General features: G+C 49.8%; 17 protein-coding genes, 2 tRNA genes and 3 rRNA genes. 10 read left to right on the forward strand and 12 right to left on the reverse strand.

Annotation, left to right across the window (positions count from 1 at the left end):
• Positions 1-49: 49 nt before the first annotated feature.
• Positions 50-1,888: a ferrous iron transporter B gene (feoB, locus tag Q337_RS0110930; protein ID WP_026471625.1), complete on the reverse strand. Its 1,839-nt coding sequence runs from the start codon at positions 1,886-1,888 to the stop codon at positions 50-52.
• A 14-nt stretch (positions 1,889-1,902) separates the two neighbouring features.
• A complete protein-coding gene (locus Q337_RS0110935; RefSeq protein ID WP_026471626.1) occupies positions 1,903-2,202 on the reverse strand; it encodes a FeoA family protein in 300 nt (99 codons plus the stop codon).
• 415 nt (positions 2,203-2,617) lie between these two features.
• On the opposite strand from Q337_RS0110935, the gene xerD reads away from it, so the two are divergent.
• The 4 genes from xerD (at position 2,618) to thrC (ending at position 7,328) form a co-directional block, all read left to right on the forward strand.
• Positions 2,618-3,598: a site-specific tyrosine recombinase XerD gene (xerD, locus tag Q337_RS0110945; RefSeq protein WP_084494802.1), complete on the forward strand. Its 981-nt coding sequence runs from the start codon at positions 2,618-2,620 to the stop codon at positions 3,596-3,598.
• A 185-nt stretch (positions 3,599-3,783) separates the two neighbouring features.
• Positions 3,784-4,590 carry a DsbC family protein gene (locus Q337_RS0110950; protein ID WP_026471628.1) on the forward strand — a complete coding sequence of 269 codons (807 nt, stop codon included), beginning with the start codon at positions 3,784-3,786 and terminating at the stop codon, positions 4,588-4,590.
• A gap of 174 nt (positions 4,591-4,764) precedes the next feature.
• Positions 4,765-6,072, forward strand: a complete 1,308-nt coding sequence (locus tag Q337_RS0110955) for a homoserine dehydrogenase (RefSeq protein ID WP_026471629.1) — start codon at positions 4,765-4,767, stop codon at positions 6,070-6,072.
• Positions 6,073-6,182: 110 nt separating this feature from the next.
• Positions 6,183-7,328 carry a threonine synthase gene (gene thrC / locus Q337_RS0110960; RefSeq protein WP_026471630.1) on the forward strand — a complete coding sequence of 382 codons (1,146 nt, stop codon included), beginning with the start codon at positions 6,183-6,185 and terminating at the stop codon, positions 7,326-7,328.
• A 121-nt stretch (positions 7,329-7,449) separates the two neighbouring features.
• Here the strand turns inward: thrC and Q337_RS0110965 are convergent, their stop codons facing one another.
• Complete coding sequence (locus tag Q337_RS0110965) at positions 7,450-8,535, reverse strand: serine hydrolase (RefSeq protein WP_407636771.1); 1,086 nt, start codon at positions 8,533-8,535, stop codon at positions 7,450-7,452.
• A gap of 180 nt (positions 8,536-8,715) precedes the next feature.
• Here Q337_RS0110965 and gacA point away from each other — a divergent pair, with 180 nt between their 5' ends.
• The 3 genes from gacA to Q337_RS0110980 all read left to right on the forward strand — a co-directional run bounded on the left by gacA (position 8,716) and on the right by Q337_RS0110980 (position 12,574).
• Positions 8,716-9,351, forward strand: a complete 636-nt coding sequence (gacA, locus tag Q337_RS0110970) for a response regulator transcription factor GacA (RefSeq protein ID WP_026471632.1) — start codon at positions 8,716-8,718, stop codon at positions 9,349-9,351.
• A gap of 114 nt (positions 9,352-9,465) precedes the next feature.
• Entirely contained in the window at positions 9,466-11,082 is a 1,617-nt protein-coding gene (locus Q337_RS17525; protein WP_051526803.1) for a two-component system sensor histidine kinase NtrB, read from the forward strand.
• A gap of 34 nt (positions 11,083-11,116) precedes the next feature.
• Positions 11,117-12,574, forward strand: a complete 1,458-nt coding sequence (locus Q337_RS0110980; RefSeq protein WP_026471633.1) for a sigma-54-dependent transcriptional regulator — start codon at positions 11,117-11,119, stop codon at positions 12,572-12,574.
• 297 nt (positions 12,575-12,871) lie between these two features.
• On the opposite strand, the gene Q337_RS17530 is transcribed toward Q337_RS0110980, so the two are convergent.
• From Q337_RS17530 to Q337_RS17535, 3 genes are all read right to left on the reverse strand, one after another.
• Positions 12,872-14,167 carry a S41 family peptidase gene (locus Q337_RS17530; RefSeq protein WP_051526804.1) on the reverse strand — a complete coding sequence of 432 codons (1,296 nt, stop codon included), beginning with the start codon at positions 14,165-14,167 and terminating at the stop codon, positions 12,872-12,874.
• A 1-nt stretch (position 14,168) separates the two neighbouring features.
• On the reverse strand, positions 14,169-15,746 hold the full coding sequence (gpmI, locus tag Q337_RS0110990; protein WP_026471634.1) for a 2,3-bisphosphoglycerate-independent phosphoglycerate mutase: 1,578 nt from the start codon (positions 15,744-15,746) through the stop codon (positions 14,169-14,171).
• 164 nt (positions 15,747-15,910) lie between these two features.
• A complete protein-coding gene (locus tag Q337_RS17535) occupies positions 15,911-16,594 on the reverse strand; it encodes a hypothetical protein (RefSeq protein WP_051526805.1) in 684 nt (227 codons plus the stop codon).
• Between the two features lie 144 nt (positions 16,595-16,738).
• Here Q337_RS17535 and Q337_RS17540 point away from each other — a divergent pair, with 144 nt between their 5' ends.
• Positions 16,739-17,752 (forward strand): AraC family transcriptional regulator, encoded by a 1,014-nt coding sequence (locus Q337_RS17540; RefSeq protein WP_034279922.1) that lies wholly within the window; start codon positions 16,739-16,741, stop codon positions 17,750-17,752.
• A gap of 87 nt (positions 17,753-17,839) precedes the next feature.
• Here Q337_RS17540 and Q337_RS0111010 read toward each other — a convergent pair whose 3' ends face one another.
• Positions 17,840-18,280 carry a DUF2147 domain-containing protein gene (locus Q337_RS0111010; RefSeq protein WP_026471635.1) on the reverse strand — a complete coding sequence of 147 codons (441 nt, stop codon included), beginning with the start codon at positions 18,278-18,280 and terminating at the stop codon, positions 17,840-17,842.
• Between the two features lie 152 nt (positions 18,281-18,432).
• Between Q337_RS0111010 and Q337_RS0111015 the strand changes: the two genes are divergently transcribed.
• Positions 18,433-19,341, forward strand: coding sequence for an alpha/beta hydrolase (locus Q337_RS0111015; protein ID WP_026471636.1), 909 nt, complete (start codon positions 18,433-18,435; stop codon positions 19,339-19,341).
• 152 nt (positions 19,342-19,493) lie between these two features.
• On the forward strand, positions 19,494-20,408 hold the full coding sequence (locus Q337_RS0111020; protein WP_026471637.1) for a LysR substrate-binding domain-containing protein: 915 nt from the start codon (positions 19,494-19,496) through the stop codon (positions 20,406-20,408).
• A gap of 164 nt (positions 20,409-20,572) precedes the next feature.
• Here the strand turns inward: Q337_RS0111020 and rrf are convergent.
• The 5 genes from rrf to Q337_RS0111045 form a co-directional block, all read right to left on the reverse strand.
• Positions 20,573-20,687 (reverse strand): 5S ribosomal RNA (gene rrf / locus Q337_RS0111025).
• 158 nt (positions 20,688-20,845) lie between these two features.
• A 23S ribosomal RNA gene (locus Q337_RS0111030) occupies positions 20,846-23,736 on the reverse strand.
• A gap of 261 nt (positions 23,737-23,997) precedes the next feature.
• Positions 23,998-24,070: transfer RNA gene (locus Q337_RS0111035), tRNA-Ala, on the reverse strand.
• Between the two features lie 52 nt (positions 24,071-24,122).
• Positions 24,123-24,199 (reverse strand) — tRNA-Ile (locus Q337_RS0111040).
• Between the two features lie 179 nt (positions 24,200-24,378).
• A 16S ribosomal RNA gene (locus Q337_RS0111045) occupies positions 24,379-25,068 on the reverse strand; the annotation flags it as partial.

A 25,068-nucleotide genomic window follows, 5' to 3' on the forward strand; every position in this document is an offset into this window, starting at 1 on the left:
AAACTGATTACCGGACGGGAATCAGCTTAATCATTACTAACTCCAATAACTAGCCCCAGTAATAGTGTGCCACCTGATACGTGACCAATGAAGCCAGATAAGCCAATCCAAACAAATAGGTGGTCATAATCGCCACATAGCGCCATGATCCGGTTTCACGCTTCACGGTTGCCAGTGTGGCCAGACATTGTGGCGCAAAAATGAACCACACAAGTAAGGCCAAACCTGTGGCCAGACCCCAGCCATGCTCGCCGGTAATGTACTGACCCAGACCTTGTGCAATGGCATCTTCATCGCCGGACATGGCATAGACCGTGCCCAGTGCCGCCACCACCACTTCACGCGCGGCCATGGCGGGAATCAGCGCAATACAGATTTCCCAGGTAAAGCCCAGTGGCGCAAAAACTGGCTGAATCAAATGACCCAAACGGCCCGCCAGACTATAGTCAATAGCAGGCATGCTGGCATCCACCGGCGGCTGCGGAAAAGTACACAAAAACCATAAAATGACGGTCAGGGCAAAAATAATGCCGCCTACCCGCTTGAGGAAAATAGTACCACGTTCGTATACACCCAGCAGCACATTGCGAAAATCCGGAATGCGATAGGTGGGCAATTCCATAATGAGCGCATGTTCGCTTTTGTCACGCCGCAGCAGCTTAATCACATAAGACACCAGTAGCGCACTGACAATTCCGGCAAAATACAACCCAAACAACACCAACCCCTGTAGGTTAAACAGCCCCCATACCTGCGTAGACGGAATAAACGCGCCAATCAGCAACGCATATACCGGCAGCCGGGCCGAACAGGTCATTAGTGGTGCCACCATGATGGTGGTGAGTCGGTCACGCGGGTCATTGATGGTACGGGTAGCCATAATGCCGGGAATGGCACAGGCAAAACTGGACAGTAGCGGAATAAAGGCGCGGCCACTCAAGCCTGCCTTAAACATCAGCTTGTCCAGCAAAAAGGCCGCACGTGGCAGGTAGCCAGTTTCTTCCAGCACCAGAATAAAAAAGAACAAAATTAGAATTTGTGGCAGGAACACCACCACGCCGCCTGCCCCGGCAATAATGCCATCCACCACCAGACTGCGCAGCAAATCATTGCTAATATAAGGCCCGGCCACTTCGGACAGCCAGCCAAAGCCTGCCTCAATACCATCCATAAATGGCGCAGCCCAGGCAAATACCGCCTGAAACACCACAAACATTAAAATGGCCAGCGACAGCAAGCCCAGCACCGGATGCAAAAACAACCGATCCAGCATTTCGGTACGGCGATCACGGAAATCCGGAATGATCACAGCACTAGTCAGAATTCGGTTCACTTCGGCATGACGATCCAGTTGTTTAACCGGGATCGTGGGCTTAAAGTCAGCCTGTTCCAAGGTTTGCAGCAGGTCGCTGATACCGCTGGACTTCACCGCCACAGTTTCTACCACGGGCACACCCATTTCCTGTGCCAGCTTTTGGCTATCAATCTGGATACCACGCCGTTTGGCTTCATCCATCATGTTTAGCACCAGCAGCATGGGCCGGCCTAACTGGCGAATTTCCAGTGCAAAGCCCAGATGAAGACGCAAGTTAGTGGCATCCACCACACATACCAGCAGGTCAGGCACTTTTTCACTGGCCAGCTCGCCCAGGCATACCGCGCGGGTAATGGCCTCATCGGGACTGGTGGCATCCAGACTATAAGCGCCCGGCAAATCCAGAATTCGCACCTGCCGCCCCGAAGGTAACTTTAAAAAACCTTCCTTGCGCTCAACGGTAACCCCGGCATAATTGGCCACTTTTTGCCGTGCGCCAGTTAAATGGTTAAACAGTGAGGTTTTGCCGCAGTTGGGGTTGCCCACCAGTGCAATATTATTTATGGATGACATACTTTCAACTGCGCTCATGCCTTAACCTCAACCTGAATACGATCTGCCTCGCTCCGGCGCAGGGCAAAGCGGGTAAACCCAATCTGCACCAGCACGGGATCACCACCAAACAAGCCCAACGCCAGTACGGTCACTTGCTCTCCGGGAATAAAGCCCAGTGTTTGCAGGCGTCGGCCAATGGGATCAGCCTGAGGAGTCGATGCGGAATCCTGTAATACTGAATCCTGCATTGCAGTTATCGTGGCAGGCGTTACGGCGCTGGTCACGGCAGTAATAATTGCCTGTTGATGCCGTTTAAGCTGGGAAAGTCGCACCATGATCTTCCAAAAGTTAGATTTTCAAAACATCAGTAATTCAAAGCGCCATTGATCCCGATCATGATCTGGATTATTGGTTGACCTGCAATAATTTGAATTTGCGGCAGCATCAGCAGGCTAGCGCCACTCTCAAAATGAGAATAATTACTAATCGTTAAGTGTAATCGCTTACACCTTTAAATCCTACGAAAAAAATGACTTTGTTTACAAAATCGGCGGATGCCAGCAGTTTTTTTAAGTTTTGTTTAATAGGTTTTTAGAGTTGACGCTGTCTTTACTGCTATTGCTTAGACAGCCAGCATGATTGGCAATTTCCAGATCATGCAACATTCAAGTTAGGCAATGATGACTATGGCACAGTGATTGCCAGAAAGATTATAGTAAACCATCTGCCGTTTTTAGTGTGCTAACCATGCCTGCTTCATCCACCACTGCCTTAATCCGGTCTGCTGCCCGCAAGGCCACGCCACGCAAAAGTGTGGCCAAAGCACCTCGCCTGCCAACGCCGGTCAAGCTGCCAGAACATGCGCCGTGGCTACAGCAGTTTCGTGAATACCTGATTGGTCAGGCCGTGAGTCCGCATACCCGTAATGCCTACCTGTCTGATCTGTGTCAGGCACAGGATTTTATTGATACGGACTTGCCAGCGTGGAGCAAGCAGCAGGTGAGTGACTATCTGCTGTTTTTGCATCAGCAGCAAAAAAGCCCGCGTTCCATTTCACGCGCGTTATCGGCATTGCGCCAGTTTTTCAAGCACCAGCGCGAACTGGGCCTGCGCGAGGACAATCCTACGCAAGACCAGAAAAACCCGCAGCAGGGCCACCCCCTGCCCAAGGATTTAAGCCAGGCCGATGTTGAAGCCTTGCTGGATGCACCGGATATCAATACCCCGATTGGCCTGCGTGACCGTGCCATGCTGGAAGTACTATATGCCTGTGGACTGCGCGTGACCGAACTGATTGGCCTGCCGCTGGATGCCTTGAACCTGCGTGCCGGATTTTTACGGGTGAAAGGCAAGGGCAATAAGGAACGGTTGGTGCCACTGGGTGATATTGCCGTGGAATGGCTGGAAAAATATATTCAGCAGGGACGTTCTGCCCTGTCAGCCCAGCAGCATGACGGGGTATTTTTAAGCTCGCGCGGTGGCCTGATGACGCGGCAAAACTTCTGGCACAGCATCAAGCGCTATGCGCTGCAAGCCAATATTCAAACCGAACTGTCACCGCATACCCTGCGCCATGCCTTTGCCACTCATTTGCTGAATCATGGTGCTGACCTGCGTGCGGTGCAAATGCTGCTGGGCCACAGTGACCTGTCCACCACACAGATTTATACCCACGTGGCACGCGCCCGCTTGCAGGAACTGCATCACCAGCATCATCCACGCGGTTAAGCCTTCAGCAGCCGTATTGGCATATTTGCTCACAGAAAAATCCGGCTAGTGCTGCTGCAAAATCAAGCGGGGAAAATGGTTTTTTGTTATGCTGTGCCTCTTTGTATCAGCTTGCTTCTGCCTCAGGCAGGCTGACTACACGGCAATTTACAATGTATTTATACCAATCAGTTTAAGGATTCATTATGCGGTTTGTCCTCACGTCAATGGCGGCGGTGATACTGGGTTTTAGCCTGTCTGGCTGCTCCAATGCTGATACCAGTTCAGCTCCTGATAACTCCATGACCGCAACCGCGCCAGCTGCTGGTGAAGCCATGGACATTACTGAGCGCAATGCCAACACCCGTTTTAAGGATACCTTAAGCAAAAACCTGAAAGCGTCCGGGATTAATGCCAAAGTCACTACTGTGCGCCGCACCGAACTGCCCAATATGTACTGGGTAAGCCTCGAAGGCCTGCCGTCGGTCTATGCCACTGCTGATGGCAAGTATATTTTCCAGGGCGATGTGGTGCGTCTGGACAAAAACAACGTGCATAACATCAGTGAAGAATTACAGTCTGGCGATACCAAAGCCTTACTGGCCAGTGTGAAGCAGCAAGACACCATTACCTATAAGCCCAGCGGTAACACCCGGGCTGTGGTATATGTATTTACTGATGCCAGTTGCCCTTATTGCCACAAGCTGCATGAAGAAATGGCCAACATTAATGCCAAGGGTATTGAAGTGCGTTATCTGGCCTGGCCGCGTGCCGAGCAGTTTGTACCAGCCATGGTCGCAATCTGGTGCAGTGAAGATCGTGCCGCGGCCTTTAATACCGCCATTAAGGGCCTACCAGTGAATGCCCCACAATGCAAAAATCCGGTAATGGAACATCATAGCCTGGGCCAGCAAATTGGCGTGAATGGCACCCCAGCCATTTATAGTGTGGATGGTAAATATCTGGGTGGCTACCTGACAGCGGATGAACTGGCAAAACGTCTGGGCCTGTAATCTGTCCACTCTGTAGAATGCAAAAGAATCACAGGCCCACAGTGGCCTGTTTTTTTAACCCGAATTTAGAAATTCCCTGATGAACCAGCCTGCAAATCCCAATTTTTGACTGGTGAAACCAGCGGTTTTTGGCTATGATTTGTGCCTTTATTTTTAGTTGTTTGGAGTGTGACGGTGAAACCAGTCCGACTGGCGATTTTAGGCCTAGGCACCGTAGGTGGTGGCGCCTTAAAACTATTACAAGAAAACGCAGCAGAAATTGCGCGTCGTACCGGTCGTGATATTCAAATTACCCATGTGGGTACACGTCGCCCACGCCCTGATTTAAATCTGGATGGCATTGCGCAAAGCGACGACCTGCTGTCGATTGTACGCCAGGATAATGTCGATATTGTCATTGAAGTGATTGGCGGGACATCCCAGGCCCATGATGTGGTGCTTGAAGCCATCCGTCATGGCAAGCATGTGGTTACAGCCAACAAGGCACTCCTGGCTGAACATGGCAATGAACTGTTCAGGGAAGCCGAACAGCACAATGTACAAATTGCCTTTGAAGCGGCGGTTGCCGGTGGTATTCCAATTATCAAGGTAATGCGTGAAGGGCTGGCTGCCAACAAAATTGAATGGCTGGCGGGCATCATTAACGGCACAGGTAATTTTATCCTGACTGAAATGCGCGACAAGGGCCGTGCCTTTGCCGATGTATTGAAGGAAGCACAAGAATTGGGCTATGCCGAAGCTGACCCAACCTTTGATGTTGAAGGGATTGATGCCGCGCATAAACTGACCCTGCTGGCCTCGATTGCTTTTGGTATTCCGCTGCAATTTGAAAAAGTCTACACCGAAGGTATTAGCAAGCTGACCGCGCAGGATGTGAATTACGCCGAAGAACTAGGCTATCGCATCAAGCATTTGGGTGTGGCACGCCGTCTGGCGCATGGCATTGAATTGCGTGTGCATCCGACCCTGATTCCAGAGTCCCGCCTGATTGCCAATGTGAATGGCGTGAAGAACGCCGTACTGGTGCAGTCCAATGCCGTTGGCCCTACCCTGTATTATGGCGCGGGTGCCGGTTCTGGCCCAACAGCTTCGGCAGTGGTGGCTGATGTGCTGGATCTGGTGCGCTTTATCAGCACCCAAAACAATGCCAGCTATGTGCCGCACTTGGCATTCCAGCCGGATGCACTGGCCGATACGCCAATTCTGGCGGCAGACCAGATGACTACAGCCTATTATTTGCGTCTGGATGCCGAAGACCATCCGGGAGTACTGGCGGAAGTCACCGGCATTTTAAGCCGTGCCGGTATTAATATTGATGCCATCCTGCAAAAACCAGCACAGGATCAGGGCCGCGTTCCAGTTATTTTGCTGACCCAGCCTGTACTGGAAGCCAAAATGAATGACGCCATTACCCAGATTGAACAGCTAGCAGCCATTTGTGCCCCTGTTGTGCGCATTCGTTTGGAAACACTGGACAGCTAAGCCGGATTTAATCCGAAATTTTTGATTTTTAAGGGCTGTCCAGCCCATGCTGGCAGCGAACACAGCCTGTAGTCAGCCTTATTGGTCGACTAAAATATTGGAATACTACTATGTCAAACGCCACCCGTTACACTGGCCTAATTGATCGTTACCGTGATCGTCTGCCGGTCTCTGCCAGCACCCGCGCCATTTCTCTGGGTGAAGGCAATACGCCCTTGATCAAACTGGAAAACATTCCAGGCTTAATTGGCAAGGATGTTGAAATTTATGTCAAGTATGAAGGCCTGAATCCAACCGGATCATTCAAGGATCGTGGCATGACCATGGCCGTAACCAAAGCAGTTGAAGAAGGTAGCAAGGCCATTATTTGCGCCTCGACCGGCAATACCTCTGCTGCCGCTGCTGCTTATGCAGCCCGTGCGGGTATCAAGGCATTTGTGCTGATTCCTGAAGGCAAAATTGCCATGGGTAAAATGGCGCAAGCCATGATGTATGGCGCCATTACCCTGCAAATCCGTGGCAACTTTGATGCGGGCATGCAACTGGTCAAAGAAGTGGCTGATCAGGCACCAGTGACAATTGTGAACTCCATCAACCCGTATCGCTTACAGGGCCAGAAAACCGCCGCGTTTGAAGTGGTTGAAGCCCTGGGCCGTGCACCGGATTTCCACTGCCTGCCCGTAGGCAATGCTGGTAACATTACCGCACACTGGATGGGCTATACCGAACATGCGGTTGATCCGCTGCATTATGCCACCAATCGTGCCGTGTATGATCCATCAACTGATGCCTTTACCGGCATGGCAGCAGCACAGGCTCGACCAAAAATGGTAGGCTATCAGGCGGCTGGTTCTGCGCCCTTCCTGCGTGGTGGCCCGGTTGCTGACCCGGAAACACTGGCTACGGCCATTCGTATTGGCAATCCACAAAGCTGGAAACATGCGCATGCCGTGATGAAAGAATCCGGCGGCTGGTTTGATGAGCTACAGGATCAGGAAATTCTGGAAGCCCAGCGCATGCTGGCCATGTATGAAGGCATTTTCTGTGAGCCTGCTTCGGCCGCTTCACTAGGTGGCGCCATGCGTGACATCAAGGCAGGCAAAATTCCTGAGGGTTCAGTGATTGTTTGTACCCTAACAGGCAATGGTTTAAAAGACCCGGATACGGCCATTCAGCAATGCTCTGATGCCGTGATGCTAGGCATTGATGCCACACTGGAACAGGTTAAGGCTGGCATCCTGTCCAATATGGAATAAACAGGCTATAACACTATAAAGCTTGTTTAAGCCCATAAAAAACCCTGAAATTATTCAGGGTTTTTTATTGAGGATCTTTAGTGGGGTAAAGCGGGTTTTAAAACCCACTATTTAGCACTAGTTAGTTATAGCGATTCAGTGCGCCACTAAGCCAGGTAAAAATACGGTTGGCATCATTGGTGCGGCCAGCACTGCTGCTGGCGCCCAGTAACACCACAACAGTAGGGCGCTGGTTGATATTGGCCTGCATGACCACACATCGACCTGCTTCATTAATATAACCAGTTTTGGACAAGCCAATGTTCCAGTTGCCTTCACGCACCAGTGCATTGGTGTTGTTGGAACGCAACACCCGGGTCGGCAGGTTGAAGTCATAATGTGGCGTGGTGGTAAACTGGCGAATCAGGCCATATTGATAGGCCGTGCGCACCAGAGTACCCAGATCCTTGGCGGACGCCACATTGCGCGCATCAAGGCCGGTTGGGTCACCAAACCAGGTTGAGGTCATACCCAGATCACGCGCCTTTTTGTTCATGGCGGCCATAAAGGCTGCCTTGCCACCCGGATAGGTTCGGGCCAGTGCTGCTGCTGCCGGGTTTTCCGACTTCATCAGCGCCAGCAGTAATACTTCTGCGCGGTTCATTTCATCGCCAACACGCAAGGTGGAGCTGGCACGTTTTGGCCCATTAAAGTCTTCGGGCTGCAATACAATGCGCTGCGCCATGTCGAGTCGGGCATCTGCAGTCACCACAGCGGTCATGAGCTTGGAGATGGATGCAATCGGCAATGCCTTGTCCATGTTTTTGCTGTATAGCACCTCACCAGTCTGGGCATCCAGTACCAGTGCCGCTGCCGCGCTGACTTCAGGCTGGCCTTGCAGCCTGTTAACAATTTGTGTACCCAGTTGACGAACAGGCTCTTTAACCCGCTCCACCACTGTTGATAGATTACCGGAACGACCTGGCAACTGGCGCACGTCTACAGCAACTTCGCTGCTGTCACGGTCTTCATGCATTAACCGGCTGGCTTCATCTGCCGACCATGACACTTGCCCGCTGCCCTGTGCCGCTGTAACCTGTGTAGATTCGTACACCGCGGCCTGTCCCATACCGGACATACCCATGATACCTGCGGCCAGCGACAGATACGCCAAGCCAGTTAAACGCCACTTTGGCTGCTTTGCAATAATGTGTTTTGATTTGGCCATAAAATACGCTTCCTGCAACAATGCCAAACAGGTCATGTGTGAGTAACGACTACCCAATGACCATGCAATGACATAAAATTCGAGCTAGAATATAAGAATGGCGAAATTCCCATCTACTTGGCAAGCGCTTTTCGCTGCTATTAACAAAAAACTTTGCAGTTTTGTAAAGGAGGGCACAGTTTGATTAAAGTTCTGGTGGTAGATGATCACGAGCTCGTCCGTACCGGCATTTGCCGGATGCTAGCCGATACCGTGGATATTGAAGTCATCGGTCAAGCCGAGTCCGGGGAAATGGCCATTGATATGGCACGGCGCGAAAATCCGGATGTGGTGTTGCTGGATGTCAATATGCCCGGTATTGGTGGGGTGGAAACCACCCGGCGCCTGATTCAGAGTGTGCCCACCATCAAGGTTCTGGCGGTGAGTGGTCTGGCCGAAGAACCTTATCCTTCCTTGTTATTAAAAGCCGGTGCCAAGGGTTATATTACCAAAGGTGCGCCATTGTCTGAAATGGTACGAGCCGTCAAGAAAGTGATGCAGGGCGGCAAGTATTTTAGTGCTGATATTGCCGAACAAATTGCCAGCAGCTATTTGTCCGAACAGCAGCAATCCCCCTTTGATCTACTATCTGAACGGGAAATGCAGGTGGCCATGATGGTGGTCAACTGTATTAGTGCCCAGGAAATTGCTGACCGGCTGTTTGTTAGTGTTAAAACCGTCAATACCTACCGCTACCGGATTTTTGAAAAACTGGATGTGGATAGCGATGTGAAGCTGACCCATCTGGCCATTCGCTATGGCCTGATTAAGCCTTAGCTGCTTTAAAGTTTGTTGGCTTAACACCTTGTAGGCTCAGCGTTTTTAAATAAACCATGTAATAATAGGGCATATTTCTTGTTGTGCTCACTCATTTCCTCAGGGAAGAGGTCAATGTTTAAAATAAAGCGCCTGTTTTCTGCGGTTCAGCAGCCCTACGATTCCAATGTTTTATATCGGCTGGTACTGATTTATTCCGGTTACCGGCTGGCGCTGTCATTTTTTCTGATTGCGCTGTTTTTAATGACCCTGAATAACCCTGTGGTGGGGGGAAGCGCACCGTATTTATATTTAAATGCGCTGGCAGGCTATGCCTTTGTGACCCTGATGTCCTATGTGTCGTTACGGCACTGGCCCTATCAGCTGGATAACCAGATTAGCTTCATGTTAGTGGTGGATGTTTGTGCACTCACCCTGATGCTCTACGCCAATGGTGGCCCCAGCCTGCAAATGTCCATGCTGTATATGGTGGTGGTGATGGCTGCCAACATTCTGCTACCAGCTTTGCGCGCGCTGGCCATTGCCCTGTTTGCTGCCATTACTGTGATTTACCAGCAGTTTTTTTATAGTCTGGCACAGGATGCTGATATTCGTGGCATTAGTGGGGCGGCTCTCCTGGCCTCCAGTTTTATTGGTATTTCGCTATTTGGCCAGTTGATTACCCAGCGTTTACGGCTGGTAGAGCGACTGGCGCAGGAACGCTCACGTGAAATTAACCAGCTACAGGCTATTAACCAGCAAATCGTGGAACAAATTGAAACCGGCCTGCTGGTACTGGATGAGCATCATAATATTTTGCTGATTAACAAGGCTGCACAGCAGCTGGCATTTTCCTTAAGCCTGCCTATTATCAACATGATGAACCAGCCACTGGGCCGGATTAACTCGCAACTGGCAGAATATATCCAGCAGGCGCTGGATCAGCAGCAGTATGAGTTTTTATTAAAGCCGCAGGGCAAGCATCAGGATCTGAATATTCAGCTTACCCGGCTCAACCATGATGATAAAAGTAGTCATTTTCTGGTGATCATGCAAAGCCTGCAACGCCTTAATCAGCAGGTACAGCAGCTTAAGCTGGCATCTCTTGGCCAGCTCACTGCCAGTATTGCACATGAAATCCGCAATCCGCTGGCGGCTATTAGCCAGGCCAGCGAGCTGATGGCCGAAAGCAATCTGGATGATACCGATCAGGAACTGCTGGCTATGATCCAGCGCCAGACCCGCAGGCTGGATCTGATTATTGAAAATATTCTGCAAATGTCACGCCGCAAGCCGGTAAGCCCGCAAAAAATCCCACTAGGCCAGTGGATTGCAGAGATGGTTGATGACAATGTGCCGCAGCTTAAACCATATATTCAGATTCAGGTGCAGGAATGTTTAAGTGTCTGGTTTGATCCCTTACAACTGCAACATATTCTGGTTAACCTGCTGCAAAATGCTGTGCATCACAGCAAGAAACTGCATGACCAGCCCGTCATCCGGTTGCTGGCCAGCCATAATGAGCAGCAGCATGTAGTGCTGGATGTGATGGACTCTGGCCCTGGCCTTAGTGCCAGTGCCATTAAAACCCTGTTTGAGCCATTTTTTACCACCGAACCCAATGGCACTGGTCTTGGCCTGTATTTGTCAAAAGCATTTTGTGAGGCCAATGATGCTCAGTTATTATATGTCCCACAAACCCGGGGCGCCTGCTTCCGGATTGTGTTTCGCTCCCCCACCAAGTCATGTTAGGCTTGGCCTGTATTTACTCCTGTCATGAAGGATCATGCACGTGAACCGCCCACTGGCTCTTATTGTTGATGACGAAGAAGATTTACGCGTTTTGATGCGCATGACGCTCAAGCGCATGAATATCGACTGCTATGTGGCAGACAGCCTGCAACAGGCGCATCAACTGCTAAAAAAGACCAAGTTTGACGTTTGCCTGACCGATCTGAACCTGCCGGACGGTAGCGGCCTGCAACTGGTACAAACCATCAGCCAGCATTATCCGCAGCTTCCAGTGGCCGTAATCACCGCCTATGGCAGTATGGATATCGCCATTGATGCGCTAAAAGCAGGTGCCTTTGACTTTGTCAGCAAACCCATTGAAATGCCCCGGCTCAAAAGCCTGATTGAACAGGCACTCAAAGTAAATACGCAGGAACCACTCGTTAGTCAGGGTATTGAAGACCAGAAACTGCTGGGCAAATCGCCCGTGATGCAGCAGCTTAAAGCTACCCTGCATAAACTGGCTCGCTCACAAGCTCCAGTGTACATCAGTGGTGAATCCGGCACAGGCAAGGAAGTGGCCGCACGGCTCATTCACCTGTTGGGGCCGCGCAACAATGGCCCGTTTATTCCAGTGAACTGTGGTGCTATTCCCAGCGAACTGATGGAAAGTGAATTTTTTGGCCATAAAAAAGGCAGCTTTACCGGCGCTACTGAAGACAAGGTTGGTCTGTTTCAGTCTGCACAGGGCGGTACATTGTTTCTTGATGAAGTGGCTGACCTGCCACTGTCTATGCAGGTTAAGCTGTTACGTGCCATTCAGGAAAAAAAGATTCGCCCCATTGGCACCCAGCAGGAAATCAGCGTGGATATCCGCCTGCTCAGTGCCACCCACAAAAATCTGCAACAACTGGTTCATCAGGGCTTATTCCGGCAGGATTTGTACTATCGCATTCATGTAATTGAAGTGAACATGCCACCCTTACGTGACCGTGGCTCAGATATCCTGCTACTGGCCACTAATTTTATTGAAAAAATTTGTCAGGAATGGGACATTGCCCAGCCGGTACTATCCAGGGCTGCCCAACAGGCGTTGATGCAATACAGCTTTCCAGGCAATGTGCGTGAATTGCATAATGTGCTGGAGCGGGCGCTGACCTTAAGCGATGGACAGGAAATCCAGCCGGATTCGCTGCAATTGCCCGGTTTTGGCGGTAGTCAGCCGCCAGTTTTGTCTACCCAGCAACTGGTTGTAGAGCCCCCTTGTCTAACAGATGCGGTGCCGCCAAACCGCGTGGATAATAAACTGGACAGCAAAGGCCTGCCCAGTGAAGGTCTGGAAAACTATCTGGAAGACATCGAAAAACAATTGATTTTACAGGCACTGGAAAGTTCCTACTGGAATCGCACGGTTGCTGCCAAAAAACTGGGCATGACCTTTCGCTCACTGCGCTACAGGCTTAAAAAATTCGGGCTGGATAGCGACAACGATGACGAGGATGAAAGCAGATAAGTAAAGCATCGCTTTACCTGCTTGCAAGACGAGAAGCTGTGCTTCGAGTAGAACAGATAAACGAAGCCGCTATGCCTTGCGACATATATGTCTCATCCGTCTATTCGCAAGACGGAAGGCTTTGCCTGAGGTGGGCAGATAAAACAACGTTGTTATGCCTTATAAGATAAACATCTTATCTCCTGTCCGATAAAAACTAAAAACCAGCACGAATGCTGATTTTTAGTTTTTAAGCCCTAAAAGAAAATTCATTGTCAGGTTGAATCCTGAATTCATTCACTCAGCATAAAAACCTGATCAGGGCAACTGGTAATACTTTCGCAGCATCGTCACACCGCTATTTAGCGTATTGTCGATGTCATTCGTGCTTAATTGGTCCTTGATTAAAATATCCGGCTGAATTCCCTTGCCTTCGATCAGACGACCCTTGGGCGTGTAATAGCGTGCAACGGTCAACTTAATGGCGTAACCGTCTGCAATCGGCCACAGCTTTTGTACCGAGCCTTTGCCATAACTGGTTTCACCAATCACAATGGCGCGCTGGTGATCCTGAAAGGCACCGGCCAGCACTTCCGCTGCTGAGGCAGAATAATGGTTGACCAGTATACCTATGGGTAGCTGCGCATAGCGTGCTGGCGGTACGGCCTGATAACGCTGCTCCGGCTCGCCGCGTCCCTTGGTATAAACAATCAAGCCCTGATTTAAAAACAGGTCGGCAACTTCCACAGCCGCAGACAGCAAGCCGCCTGGATTATCCCGTAAATCCAGCAGCACAGCCTTGAGGGGCGTATTTTTCTGATAGGTTTCAATCGCCTGATTAATCTGGCTGGCGGTCTGGCTTTGAAAGGCACTCACTTTAAGTACCAAGATGCCATTGGGTTCTTCAATCACCTTCACGGCATTGTCTTCCGGGGTGGCCCGAATGACCCGCACGTTGCGGCTGTGCTTGCCGGATTCTGCCACACTCAGCTCAACCGTAGTTCCCACCGCGCCACGCAATAACTGGTCAATATCATGCTGGCTAAGGTTACGGGTACTTTTACCATCAATCCGGTACAGCAGCATACCTTCCTGCAAACCAGCACGCGCTGCAGGCGAACCTGAGTCCACCTGATCAATCTGCCAGTTGGCATCAGCTCCTGTGAGCGGACGCACGGTCAGGCCGGTTTGTGCCACTTCTCCTTCGGTAAAATCCAGTAATGCCTCATAGGTTTTGGCATCCAGATAATCCGAATACGGGTCCAGTTTGGACAACAGGCCATGCAGGGCATTTTCAAATAGCTCGTTGTCATCGACCGGTTCAACATAATTGGCTTTGACTTTTTCATAAATACTGACAAAACGCCGGATGGCATCAACCGGCACATCATCATAGGTGGGCGCACTGGCTGAACTGGCCTGCGCCTCATCCCTTATCCCGTCGAGTTGATCAAAGTCACCCGACTGCTCCATTTCCGCATCATCACTGTTTACCGTTGTTGCCGGTGTGATACCAGAAGCAGGCGCTGCATGCAGCAGTGTATTAGCAGCAAGCACACTGTATGTCAGCAGCACGATACTGGACAGGGCACTGGACAGCCGGTTTTTTTTCATGTTAAACCGCTGCCTGAGCTGCTGGCTGCAATGTCAGCAGATTACGTCCACTCATGTCACTGGGTACTGGAACCTGCATCAGGTTGAGCAAGGTCGGTGCCACATCTGCCAAGACGCCACCAGTTTCAATGCTGGCACTGGTTGGGCCAACGTAAATCAGCGGCACATATTCAGTGGTATGCTGGGTATGCACCTGCCCGCTGTCATAATCCATCATTTGCTCAACGTTGCCATGATCAGCGGTAATCAGCATATGGCCGCCTTGTGCCATTACCGCATCATAAACACGCCCAATGCACTGGTCCAGCGCTTCCACAGCACTCACCGCTGCGCCAAATACCCCGGTATGGCCAACCATGTCACCATTGGCATAGTTCACCACCAGTACATCAAACTCACCAGAATTAATGGCGTTTACCAGTTCATCGGTCACTTCAAACGCACTCATTTCTGGCTTGAGGTCATAGGTAGCCACATCTGGCGATTTGATTAAGATACGCTTTTCCCCGGCAAACGGCTCTTCACGACCGCCACTAAAGAAAAACGTCACATGCGCATATTTTTCAGTTTCGGCAATACGCAACTGGGTTTTGCCAATGCTGGCCAGATACTCACCCAATGAGTTTTTCAGGTCTTCCGGCAAGTAGGCAACAGCCGCAGGAATGGTTTTGGCATAGCGGGTCAACATCACAAAGCTGGCAAGCTGTGGCCGCTTCACGCGGTTAAAACCAGCAAAATTATCTTCCACAAAAGCACGGGTAATTTCACGGGCACGGTCAGCACGGAAATTCATGAACACAATACTGTCACCATCCTTGATGATAGCTGGCTCGCCAATGGTAGTGGCTTTAACGAACTCATCGGTTTCATTCTGAGCATAAGCCTGTGCCAGTCCATCCTGAGCATCAGTAGCATGACGCGCCGCCACGCCTTCGGTAAGCAAACGATAGGCCTGTTCCACCCGATCCCAGCGCTCATCACGATCCATGGCAAAATAACGGCCAATCAGGCTGGCAATTCTAATCTGACCAGTATTGGTGCCGTTTTCTGCAGCCACTTTATGTTCAAAATCCGCAATATATTTTTCAGCACTTTTGGGCGGGGTATCCCGACCATCCAGAAAGGCATGTACCAGTACATTGACCCCGCGTCGCGCAGCCAGCTGGCTCATGGCCACGATATGGTCAATATGGGCATGCACACCGCCATCGGACAGCAAGCCCAGTATGTGCAGGCTGCCGCCTGTTGCTTTGGCTTTTTCAACCGCATCAATCAAGACTGCATGCTCAAAAAACTGGCCTTCACGGATTTCCTTGGTAATCTTGGTGGAATCCTGATACAGCACGCGCCCGGCACCCAGATTCATGTGGCCGACTTCGCTATTACCAAACTGGCCTTCCGGCAAACCCACGTCCTCACCCGAACCGGAAATCAGCCCATGCGGATGCCGGGCCTTGATGGCATCCAGATTGGGCGTATTGGCTGCAAGATAGGCATTGTCCTTGACTTCTTCACGATGGCCAATGCCATCCAGAATGACCAGTACATGAGGCGTTTTACGAGGGGTTGCAGCAGTCATACGCGCAGGCTCTTATCGACTTAAATTTGAATATGCAAATTTTAACCAAAAGTTGTTGTCTGCACTATGCTAAAACCGTATCAATAGTCGATTTTTCAACAGGATTTGCATCCTGCTTTTGCCCAATCAGACTACTGGTATGATTTTTTGCTGCCTGTGGCCTGTTAGGCTGCTTGCGGGGCAACTTCACTAGTGGCGGTATCCTGCTCCAATTGCTGCGCCTGTTGCTGCTGCTCCAATTGCTCTAGGGTCAGGTTTTGCTCCAAGCGCGCAAATACCTTGGGTAAGTTCTTGCGTGCCCAGGCATTGAATGGCTGTTCAATAAACGCAGGCAAATCCATGCCCAGCAGGTTGGATTCCATCAGTTCACGGGTTGATGCTACCCGGGTGCCCATCACATAATCAAACCAGGGCCGGGTAACACACCAGTTGGCGTCCTGATTACTATTCATGTGGTGATCATAGTGCCAGGGAATGCGTTTTTTAGCCCAGTCCGGTTCCAGATGCGCGCGGCGATGCACATAAAAATACTTGCCGGCACAATACCAGAATGACAACGCCATACCCTTTGAAAACGGGTACGCCATGGCGCTGGTAGTACTGGCCACAATCACCAGCGACAACAGCTCCAGCCGGGTGCGCTCATTTTTCAGGCCTTCCACATAGCCATCATCGCCAAACTGTTGCTTGCGTACAAAACGATGGTGTGCCCAGTGGCTATTCATGCTGGCTGGACTCGGGCTAAAACGCGCCTTACCCTTACGGTGTACCCCATGCAAAATATATTTGTGTGCCACCCACTCAAAGGCGTTGGAAATCATCACACCGGCAATAAATCCTCGAATCATTGCATGTTTATCCTGTCTAATTTTTCTTGATTTTGCCGCGATTTTTCTGCTAAATCTTGACGACAACCTCTTGTTTATTGACAAAACACGACACATCAATAGTCATCACGCTTTGGCAAGGATTTTGGCAAAAGGATAACCAGCATGGCATTTGGATTTAATCAGGAATCGGTCAATGGCGGTCTAGCAAAGCTGGTTCAACACTTTTGCCTGCAACAAGGCTTAGCTGTGCCAGCAGAGTGTCTGGACTATCAGGATGCCCAGCGCATTCCGTTTAATGTCTGGCAGCATCTCTTGCATCAGGTCAATGAACACTACCAGCAACCGGCGTTAGGGCTTCAAATTGCCCGCCTGATTGAACCGGCTCATATTGGGATCATGGGTTATCTGGGCTTATCGTGCCAGAATCTGGGTGAAGCCCTGCAACGTTTTGAGCGCTATCACCGGCTGGCCTATGATTGCAATGACCTGCAAATTAGTATCAAGGACAATCTGGTAGAAATCAGTTGGGGCATTAGTGCTGGCAAACCGGGGCAACTGGTGGATGAAACTGCCATTGCCCTGTTTAAAAATATTGCCGAACAACTGATCCAGCCATTGGCACTGACCCTTAGCCATGTAGAATTTGTCAATCCGCAACCTGTCCACACAAGGATTTACGAGCAGTATTTTGGCTGCCCGGTATCTTTTAACGCCGCCCGCACCCGGATTGGTTTTCCAGTTACCTTACTGGCAGCTCCGGTTAAGCGCGCCGACCAGACCCTGCAACAACTGCTGGAAAATCAGGCAGCAGCCCTACTGCATGAATTGCCTGAACATGATGATTTTGACCAGCAATTGCAACTGTACATGACCCAAGCCGTGCAGCAGGGCAGCATCTGTATTGATGACATTGCACAGCGTATGGGCCTATCTGCACGCGGACTGCAACGGCAACTGGTCAAGCGTAACTACAGCTTTCAACAGCGGCTAGCCCAGGTGCGTGAAACACTGGCCAAGCAATATCTGCTTGATCCCAAACTCAGCCTGATCGATATTGCCCTGCTACTGGCCTACTCTGAGCAAAGTGCCTTTCAGCGTGCCTTCAAGCAATGGACGGGTCAAACCCCGCACCAGTGGCGCAGCAGCCAGCAAGGCCATGCCGGGCCAATCTCTTAGGTTTAATATTTAAAGTTTAGCCATAAAAAAAACCGCTACACCTAAACAGGGATAGCGGTTCTTTTTGCAACTTTTACTGCGGGATGTTTATTCCACACGTTGCCAGGTCTGGTTACGGCCCAGCAGGGACACGCCTAAATAACCGCGCAGGTTAAATACCTTCCCGTCATCAGACAAAGTGCCTTTAAGTTTATAGGTTTTGCCGGTTTTTGGATCAAGAATGCTACCATAATCATAACTATTTCTAACGCCACTGACTGGCTTTAAGCCATGTACAATGGTCATGCCAATAACGGGCTTGTTTTTCAGGCTGCCACTACAATTGGCACACACTCTGGTCGCATCTTTGTCTACCAGGTTTTGCACTGTCCCAGCCAGGGAACCATTTTGCTCGGTAAACTTGACAATAGCACGCGGCTTACCGGTCTTGTCGTCAATTGTTTTCCAAGTTGTACCATTGAGTTGATCAGCAGCAAAGTCTGCCGCACTTACTGCCATCATGAGTGACATCAAAATAAAACGACGCATCTCAACTTCCCTTTAGTATATTAATCGTCCTTTATAATAATCCGTTTATAAATTGCTTCAATATGATTATGTGACTATACAGTTTTTCAATGTAAAGTATTTCTTCACATTTTCTTCAATTAAATCATTAGACTTGCCTTGTGGAGTATGACATGGCCTTACCCGAACACTTCAAGCGTTATGCCATTGAAAAAATCTTAAAATTAACCTGCAAGATTCCAAGTCAATATCACCTGCCAGTGCCTGTATTGCGCCAGAGCATGACGCTTGCCAGTAAAAGTTTTCCGGTACGCGCAGAGGTCGATATTAGCCCGGTTAAACTGGGCAACTGCAGCGCAGAACAACATGTACTGTATACCAATGGCCTGTCCAAGAAAGTAGTTTTGCATATCCATGGCGGTGTGTTTTTTCTGGGCGGCCTCGACACTCACCGCGCTCTTGCCAGCCAGATTGCTGCACAAACGGGCGCTACCGTATATGTGCTGGATTATCCGCTGTCACCTGAACATATTTATCCAACAGCAGTTAATGCCATTAAGGATGCCTATATGTCTCTAATTCAGGCTGGTCATGATGCCAAGGATATCATCATTTCTGGTGATTCCTGTGGCGGCAATCTGGCACTGGCAACGGTAATTGCCCTACGCGATGCCAAGATCATTCTGCCTTCTGCCATGATTCTGATGTCGCCATTTCTGGACTTAACCTTGAGCGGTGAATCCATGCAACTCAACAAAAAACTGGACGCCATGCTCAACCGGGAGTTGCTGGCACAGGGCAGCCAGTATTATGTGGGTGACTATCCGCTCGATCATCCACTGGTTTCTCCTTTGTTTGCCGACCTGTCGGGTTTACCACCAACGCTGGTACAAGTAGGTAGTAAGGAAGTCCTGCTGGATGATGCCAACCGCTTTAAGGCGCTGGCTGATACTGCCGGTAATCATATTGAACTCAACATCTATCCCGGCATGTGGCATGTATTCCAGATGTTTAGTCCCTGGGTGAGTATGGCTGAACAATCTATTATCGAACTGCGTGACTTTATGCAGCGTCATGCCTAAATAGCTCTATATTCATCTAAGCCAGCGTATGCTGGCTTTTTTATTAATTTTTACGTGTATAACCAAAAATAATTCATGCAGTCTTTTTAAACCTTTGCCAATTCACGCTACACTAATCCCAATAATGATATTTTTGGTTAAAGAACAACAGAATGGCTGATCTTAATGACTATTACTGGTTTGCACTGGTAGTAAACCATAATGGCTTTAGCGCCACAGAACGCGCAACCGATATTCCAAAATCAAAACTAAGCCGCCGCGTGCAGCAACTGGAACAGGATTTAGGCGTGCGCCTGATTCAGCGGACCAGCAGGCAATTTGCCGTGACTGATGTTGGTATGAGTGTATATCGTCACGCGCAAGCCATGCTCATGGAAGCGCAAGCTGCCGAAGATGTGGTTAATCACCTGCGCGCTGAACCTCGCGGTGTAGTTCGCGTTAGCGTGCCAGTGAGTATTGCAGAGCAGGAAATGGTACAGATTCTGCCAAATTTTTTAAAGCGCTACCCAGATATCAAGGTTCAGCTGATTATCAGCAACCGTCGGGTTGACATCATTAATGAAGGGATTGATGTTGCCTTACGGGTCAGAAACCAGTTGGATGAAGATGCCTCATTCATTATCCGGCGTTTTGGGCAAATTAATCATCGCCTGATTGCCTCACCCAACTATTTGAACCAGCATGGCCGCCCTGAACATCCAGATCAATTAACTGAACATACCACGTTGAGCATGAGTGAAGACGAAGTAAACCAGTTCTGGGTCTTGGAAGACCACAATGCACAAGTAAAACGAATTAAAATTCAGCCTACTGTCATGGGCTCAAATTTTGGAATGCTAACCTGTTTTACAGAACAGGGCATGGGCATTGCCCTATTGCCAGAAACCATGTGTGCCCCACAGGTTAAATCAGGCAAACTGGAAGTTGTATTACCTGACTGGAAGCTGGCACAGGGAACCTTTCACGCGGTATATCCCTCACGTCGGGGTTTATTACCAGCGGTACGGGTATTTATAGACTATCTGGTTGAGGAGCTACCACTTCTGGTTGCAGCCAACCAGCTTTAGCTGGTTGTTAAAGGCTTTAGAGTTTTAATAAAGAAACCCCCATCAGTTTAACTGATGGGGGTTGAATAATGAGCTGTGAGTGGCAGTGCCACGCAAGTCCTGTAGGTCACGACCCCTAAATAAAAAAGGGGATCAGTCTTGAACTGATCCCCTTAGGAATAATGAGCTGGCGATGCCCTACTCTCACATGGCGAATGCCACACTACCATTGGCGCAACGTGGTTTCACTTCTGAGTTCGGGAAGGGATCAGGTGGTTCACACGTGCTATGGTCGCCAGCACAACTGGTTGGTCTTTGATCTTATGGTCAAAGTACCCAATGCTGTACTTAAAGACTAGCTTTAAGATTTAGTCATGAATCAATGGAGTCTGATATTTGTCACTAGTATCTTGAATCAAGCATAAGGTTTTAAGGCTTTACAACGTTTTAGGTGTTGTATAGTCAAGCCTCACGAGCAATTAGTATTGGTTAGCTTCACACATCACTGCGCTTCCACACCCAACCTATCAACGTCCTAGTCTCGAACGGCTCTTTAGTAGGCATAAAGCCTAAGGGAAATCTAATCTTGAGGTGGGCTTCGTACTTAGATGCTTTCAGCACTTATCCCTTCCGAACATAGCTACCCGGCTGTGCCACTGGCGTGACAACCGGAACACCAGAGGTTCGTCCACTCTGGTCCTCTCGTACTAGGAGCAGATCCTCTCAAATTTCCAGCGCCCATGGTAGATAGGGACCGAACTGTCTCACGACGTTCTAAACCCAGCTCGCGTACCTCTTTAAATGGCGAACAGCCATACCCTTGGGACCTGCTTCAGCCCCAGGATGAGATGAGCCGACATCGAGGTGCCAAACACCGCCGTCGATATGAACTCTTGGGCGGTATCAGCCTGTTATCCCCAGAGTACCTTTTATCCGTTGAGCGATGGCCCTTCCATACAGAACCACCGGATCACTAAGACCTACTTTCGTACCTGCTCGACTTGTGGGTCTCGCAGTTAAGCGCGCTTTTGCCTTTATACTCTACGCGTGATTTCCGACCACGCTGAGCGCACCTTCGTACTCCTCCGTTACTCTTTAGGAGGAGACCGCCCCAGTCAAACTACCCACCAGACATGGTCCCAGACCCGGATAACGGGTCATGGTTAGAACCTCAACATTACCAGGGTGGTATTTCAAGGATGGCTCCAATGGAACTGGCGTCCCATCTTCATAGCCTCCCACCTATCCTACACAAGTAAGGTCAAAGTTCAATGTCAAGCTGCAGTAAAGGTTCACGGGGTCTTTCCGTCTAGCCACGGGTACACGGCATCTTCACCGCGATTTCGATTTCACTGAGTCTCTGCTGGAGACAGCGCCGCCATCATTATGCCATTCGTGCAGGTCGGAACTTACCCGACAAGGAATTTCGCTACCTTAGGACCGTTATAGTTACGGCCGCCGTTTACTGGGGCTTCGATCAAGAGCTTCGCTTACGCTAACCCCATCAATTAACCTTCCAGCACCGGGCAGGCATCACACCCTATACGTCCACTTTCGTGTTTGCAGAGTGCTATGTTTTTAATAAACAGTTGCAGCGGCCTGGTTACTGAGGCTGCCATCAGCTTGAGAAGTAAATTCTCGCACCAACAGCAGCGTACCTTCTCCCGAAGTTACGGTACTATTTTGCCTAGTTCCTTCAGCAGAGTTCTCTCAAGCGCCTTGGTCTACTCGACCTGACCACCTGTGTCGGTTTCGGGTACGGTTCCTGTATCACTGAAGCTTAGAGGCTTTTCCTGGAAGCATGGTATCAGCCACTTCGCGGTACAAGTACCGCTTGCTATCGACTCTCAGCATAGAGCACCCCGGATTTGCCTAGGATGCATGCCTACCGTCTTCCACCTGGACAACCAACGCCAGGCTGACTTAACCTTCTCCGTCCCCTCATCGCATGATACAGAAGTATTGGAATATTAACCAATTTCCCATCGATTACGCATTTCTGCCTCACCTTAGGGACCGACTCACCCAGCCCCGATTAACGTTGGACTGGAACCCTTGGTCTTTCGGCGAGGGAGTTTTTCACTCCCTTTATCGTTACTCACGTCAGCATTCGCACTTGTGATACCTCCAGCATGCTTCTCAACACACCTTCACAGGCTTACACAACGCTCCCCTACCACGCACATAAATGTGCATCCGCAGCTTCGGCACATAGTTTTAGCCCCGTTACATCTTCCGCGCAGGCCGACTCGACTAGTGAGCTATTACGCTTTCTTTAAAGGATGGCTGCTTCTAAGCCAACCTCCTAGCTGTCTATGCCTTCCCACATCGTTTCCCACTTAACTATGATTTTGGGGCCTTAGCTGGCGGTCTGGATTGTTTTCCTCTTGACTACGGACGTTAGCACCCGCAGTCTGTCTCCCGGATATCACTCATCGGTATTCGGAGTTTGCATCGGTTTGGTAAGTCGGGATGACCCCCTAGCCGAAACAGTGCTCTACCCCCAATGGTGTTCGTCCGAGGCGCTACCTAAATAGCTTTCGGGGAGAACCAGCTATCACCGAGTTTGATTAGCCTTTCACCCCTATCCACAAGTCATCCCCCGGCTTTTCAACGACGGTGGGTTCGGACCTCCAGTGCCTGTTACGGCACCTTCATCCTGCTCATGGATAGATCACTCGGTTTCGGGTCTATACCCTGCAACTAAACGCCCTATTCAGACTCGGTTTCCCTACGGCTCCCCTAAACGGTTAACCTTGCTACAGAATATAAGTCGCTGACCCATTATACAAAAGGTACGCAGTCACGGAACAAGTCCGCTCCCACTGCTTGTATGCACACGGTTTCAGGATCTATTTCACTCCCCTCACAGGGGTTCTTTTCGCCTTTCCCTCACGGTACTGGTTCACTATCGGTCAGTCAGGAGTATTTAGCCTTGGAGGATGGTCCCCCCATGTTCAGACAGGATATCACGTGTCCCGCCCTACTCGATTCATCTAATGTGCCCTTTTAAGTACAGGGCTATCACCTACTACGGCTGAGATTTCCATCTCATTCCTCTAAAACACACTAGACTTAATGGGCTTATCCCAGTTCGCTCGCCGCTACTACGGGAATCTCAATTGATTTCTTTTCCTAAGGGTACTGAGATGTTTCACTTCCCCTCGTTCGCCTCGCAACACTATGTATTCATGTTGCGATACCTACCTTATGGTAAGTGGGTTTCCCCATTCAGACATCTCCGGATCACAGGATTGTTGCCGCCTCCCCGAAGCTTTTCGCAGGCTCACACGTCTTTCTTCGCCTCTGACTGCCAAGGCATCCACCATGTGCACTTAGTTACTTGACTATACAACCCTAAAACGTCGTACAGCTTCAACCTTAATACCAAGAACGCTTGATTCAGTTTGCTAGTTCTCTGATTTAAATCCTTGCGGACTCAAACCAGAAATAAACAATTATTTCAGACTCAATTAATTCATGCTGTTAAAGAGCTAATGTGTCTTCGTCAGATCACACTAATTTATCTGTCATACTAAAATCACAGAAGTTAATGAGCACTAATCCATGCTGATTAAATTCTATAATCTATCGTGCTGCCTAATTAAAGTGGAGTCTAGGAGAGTCGAACTCCTGACCTCCTGCGTGCAAAGCAGGCGCTCTACCAACTAAGCTAAGACCCCTCGATCTTGCAACAGTCACTCCATTGTCCATTTTAGCTTATCTTCTCAATAATGGTGGGCCTGACAAGACTTGAACTTGTGACCCCACGCTTATCAAGCGTGTGCTCTAACCAACTGAGCTACAAGCCCTGAGATAGATTCAAAGCATCGCTTTAAATCTATCGCAAGACAAGCAAAGCGCGTAGGCTTTATTGATGTCATGCAATCTACTTAAAACAACCACTTTAAACATAAAGCAATGTCAATGCAGTTTCTGCTTTTGTAAAGAACAACTTGTTGTGGATTCTTACCGGCTCCGGCAATATCGTTAAGGAGGTGATCCAGCCGCAGGTTCCCCTACGGCTACCTTGTTACGACTTCACCCCAGTCATCGGCCACACCGTGGTAAGCGTCCCCCCTAAGGTTAGACTACCTACTTCTGGTGCAACAAACTCCCATGGTGTGACGGGCGGTGTGTACAAGGCCCGGGAACGTATTCACCGCGGCATTCTGATCCGCGATTACTAGCGATTCCGACTTCATGGAGTCGAGTTGCAGACTCCAATCCGGACTACGATCGGCTTTTTGAGATTAGCATCACATCGCTGTGTAGCAACCCTTTGTACCGACCATTGTAGCACGTGTGTAGCCCTGGTCGTAAGGGCCATGATGACTTGACGTCGTCCCCGCCTTCCTCCAGTTTGTCACTGGCAGTATCCTTAGAGTTCCCACCCGAAGTGCTGGCAAATAAGGAAAAGGGTTGCGCTCGTTGCGGGACTTAACCCAACATCTCACGACACGAGCTGACGACAGCCATGCAGCACCTGTATGTGAATTCCCGAAGGCACTCGGGCATCTCTGCCCAATTCTCACTATGTCAAGACCAGGTAAGGTTCTTCGCGTTGCATCGAATTAAACCACATGCTCCACCGCTTGTGCGGGCCCCCGTCAATTCATTTGAGTTTTAGTCTTGCGACCGTACTCCCCAGGCGGTCAACTTATCGCGTTAGCTGCGCCAC

It is taken from the genome of Alkanindiges illinoisensis DSM 15370 (genome assembly GCF_000619845.1).
GTDB classification, from domain to species: domain Bacteria; phylum Pseudomonadota; class Gammaproteobacteria; order Pseudomonadales; family Moraxellaceae; genus Alkanindiges; species Alkanindiges illinoisensis.

What these genes read in the sequence shown, in the direction of transcription:
- feoB (WP_026471625.1), bottom strand. Translation starts at nt 1,888, where the DNA reads ATGTCATCCATAAATAATATTGCACTGGTGGGCAACCCCAACTGCGGC.
- xerD (WP_084494802.1), top strand. Translation starts at nt 2,618, where the DNA reads ATGCCTGCTTCATCCACCACTGCCTTAATCCGGTCTGCTGCCCGCAAG.
- Q337_RS0110950 (WP_026471628.1), top strand. Translation starts at nt 3,784, where the DNA reads ATGCGGTTTGTCCTCACGTCAATGGCGGCGGTGATACTGGGTTTTAGC.
- thrC (WP_026471630.1), top strand. Translation starts at nt 6,183, where the DNA reads ATGTCAAACGCCACCCGTTACACTGGCCTAATTGATCGTTACCGTGAT.
- Q337_RS0110965 (WP_407636771.1), bottom strand. Translation starts at nt 8,535, where the DNA reads ATGGCCAAATCAAAACACATTATTGCAAAGCAGCCAAAGTGGCGTTTA.
- Q337_RS17525 (WP_051526803.1), top strand. Translation starts at nt 9,466, where the DNA reads ATGTTTAAAATAAAGCGCCTGTTTTCTGCGGTTCAGCAGCCCTACGAT.
- Q337_RS0110980 (WP_026471633.1), top strand. Translation starts at nt 11,117, where the DNA reads ATGCACGTGAACCGCCCACTGGCTCTTATTGTTGATGACGAAGAAGAT.
- Q337_RS17530 (WP_051526804.1), bottom strand. Translation starts at nt 14,167, where the DNA reads ATGAAAAAAAACCGGCTGTCCAGTGCCCTGTCCAGTATCGTGCTGCTG.
- gpmI (WP_026471634.1), bottom strand. Translation starts at nt 15,746, where the DNA reads ATGACTGCTGCAACCCCTCGTAAAACGCCTCATGTACTGGTCATTCTG.
- Q337_RS17535 (WP_051526805.1), bottom strand. Translation starts at nt 16,594, where the DNA reads ATGATTCGAGGATTTATTGCCGGTGTGATGATTTCCAACGCCTTTGAG.
- Q337_RS17540 (WP_034279922.1), top strand. Translation starts at nt 16,739, where the DNA reads ATGGCATTTGGATTTAATCAGGAATCGGTCAATGGCGGTCTAGCAAAG.
- Q337_RS0111010 (WP_026471635.1), bottom strand. Translation starts at nt 18,280, where the DNA reads ATGCGTCGTTTTATTTTGATGTCACTCATGATGGCAGTAAGTGCGGCA.
- Q337_RS0111015 (WP_026471636.1), top strand. Translation starts at nt 18,433, where the DNA reads ATGGCCTTACCCGAACACTTCAAGCGTTATGCCATTGAAAAAATCTTA.
- Q337_RS0111020 (WP_026471637.1), top strand. Translation starts at nt 19,494, where the DNA reads ATGGCTGATCTTAATGACTATTACTGGTTTGCACTGGTAGTAAACCAT.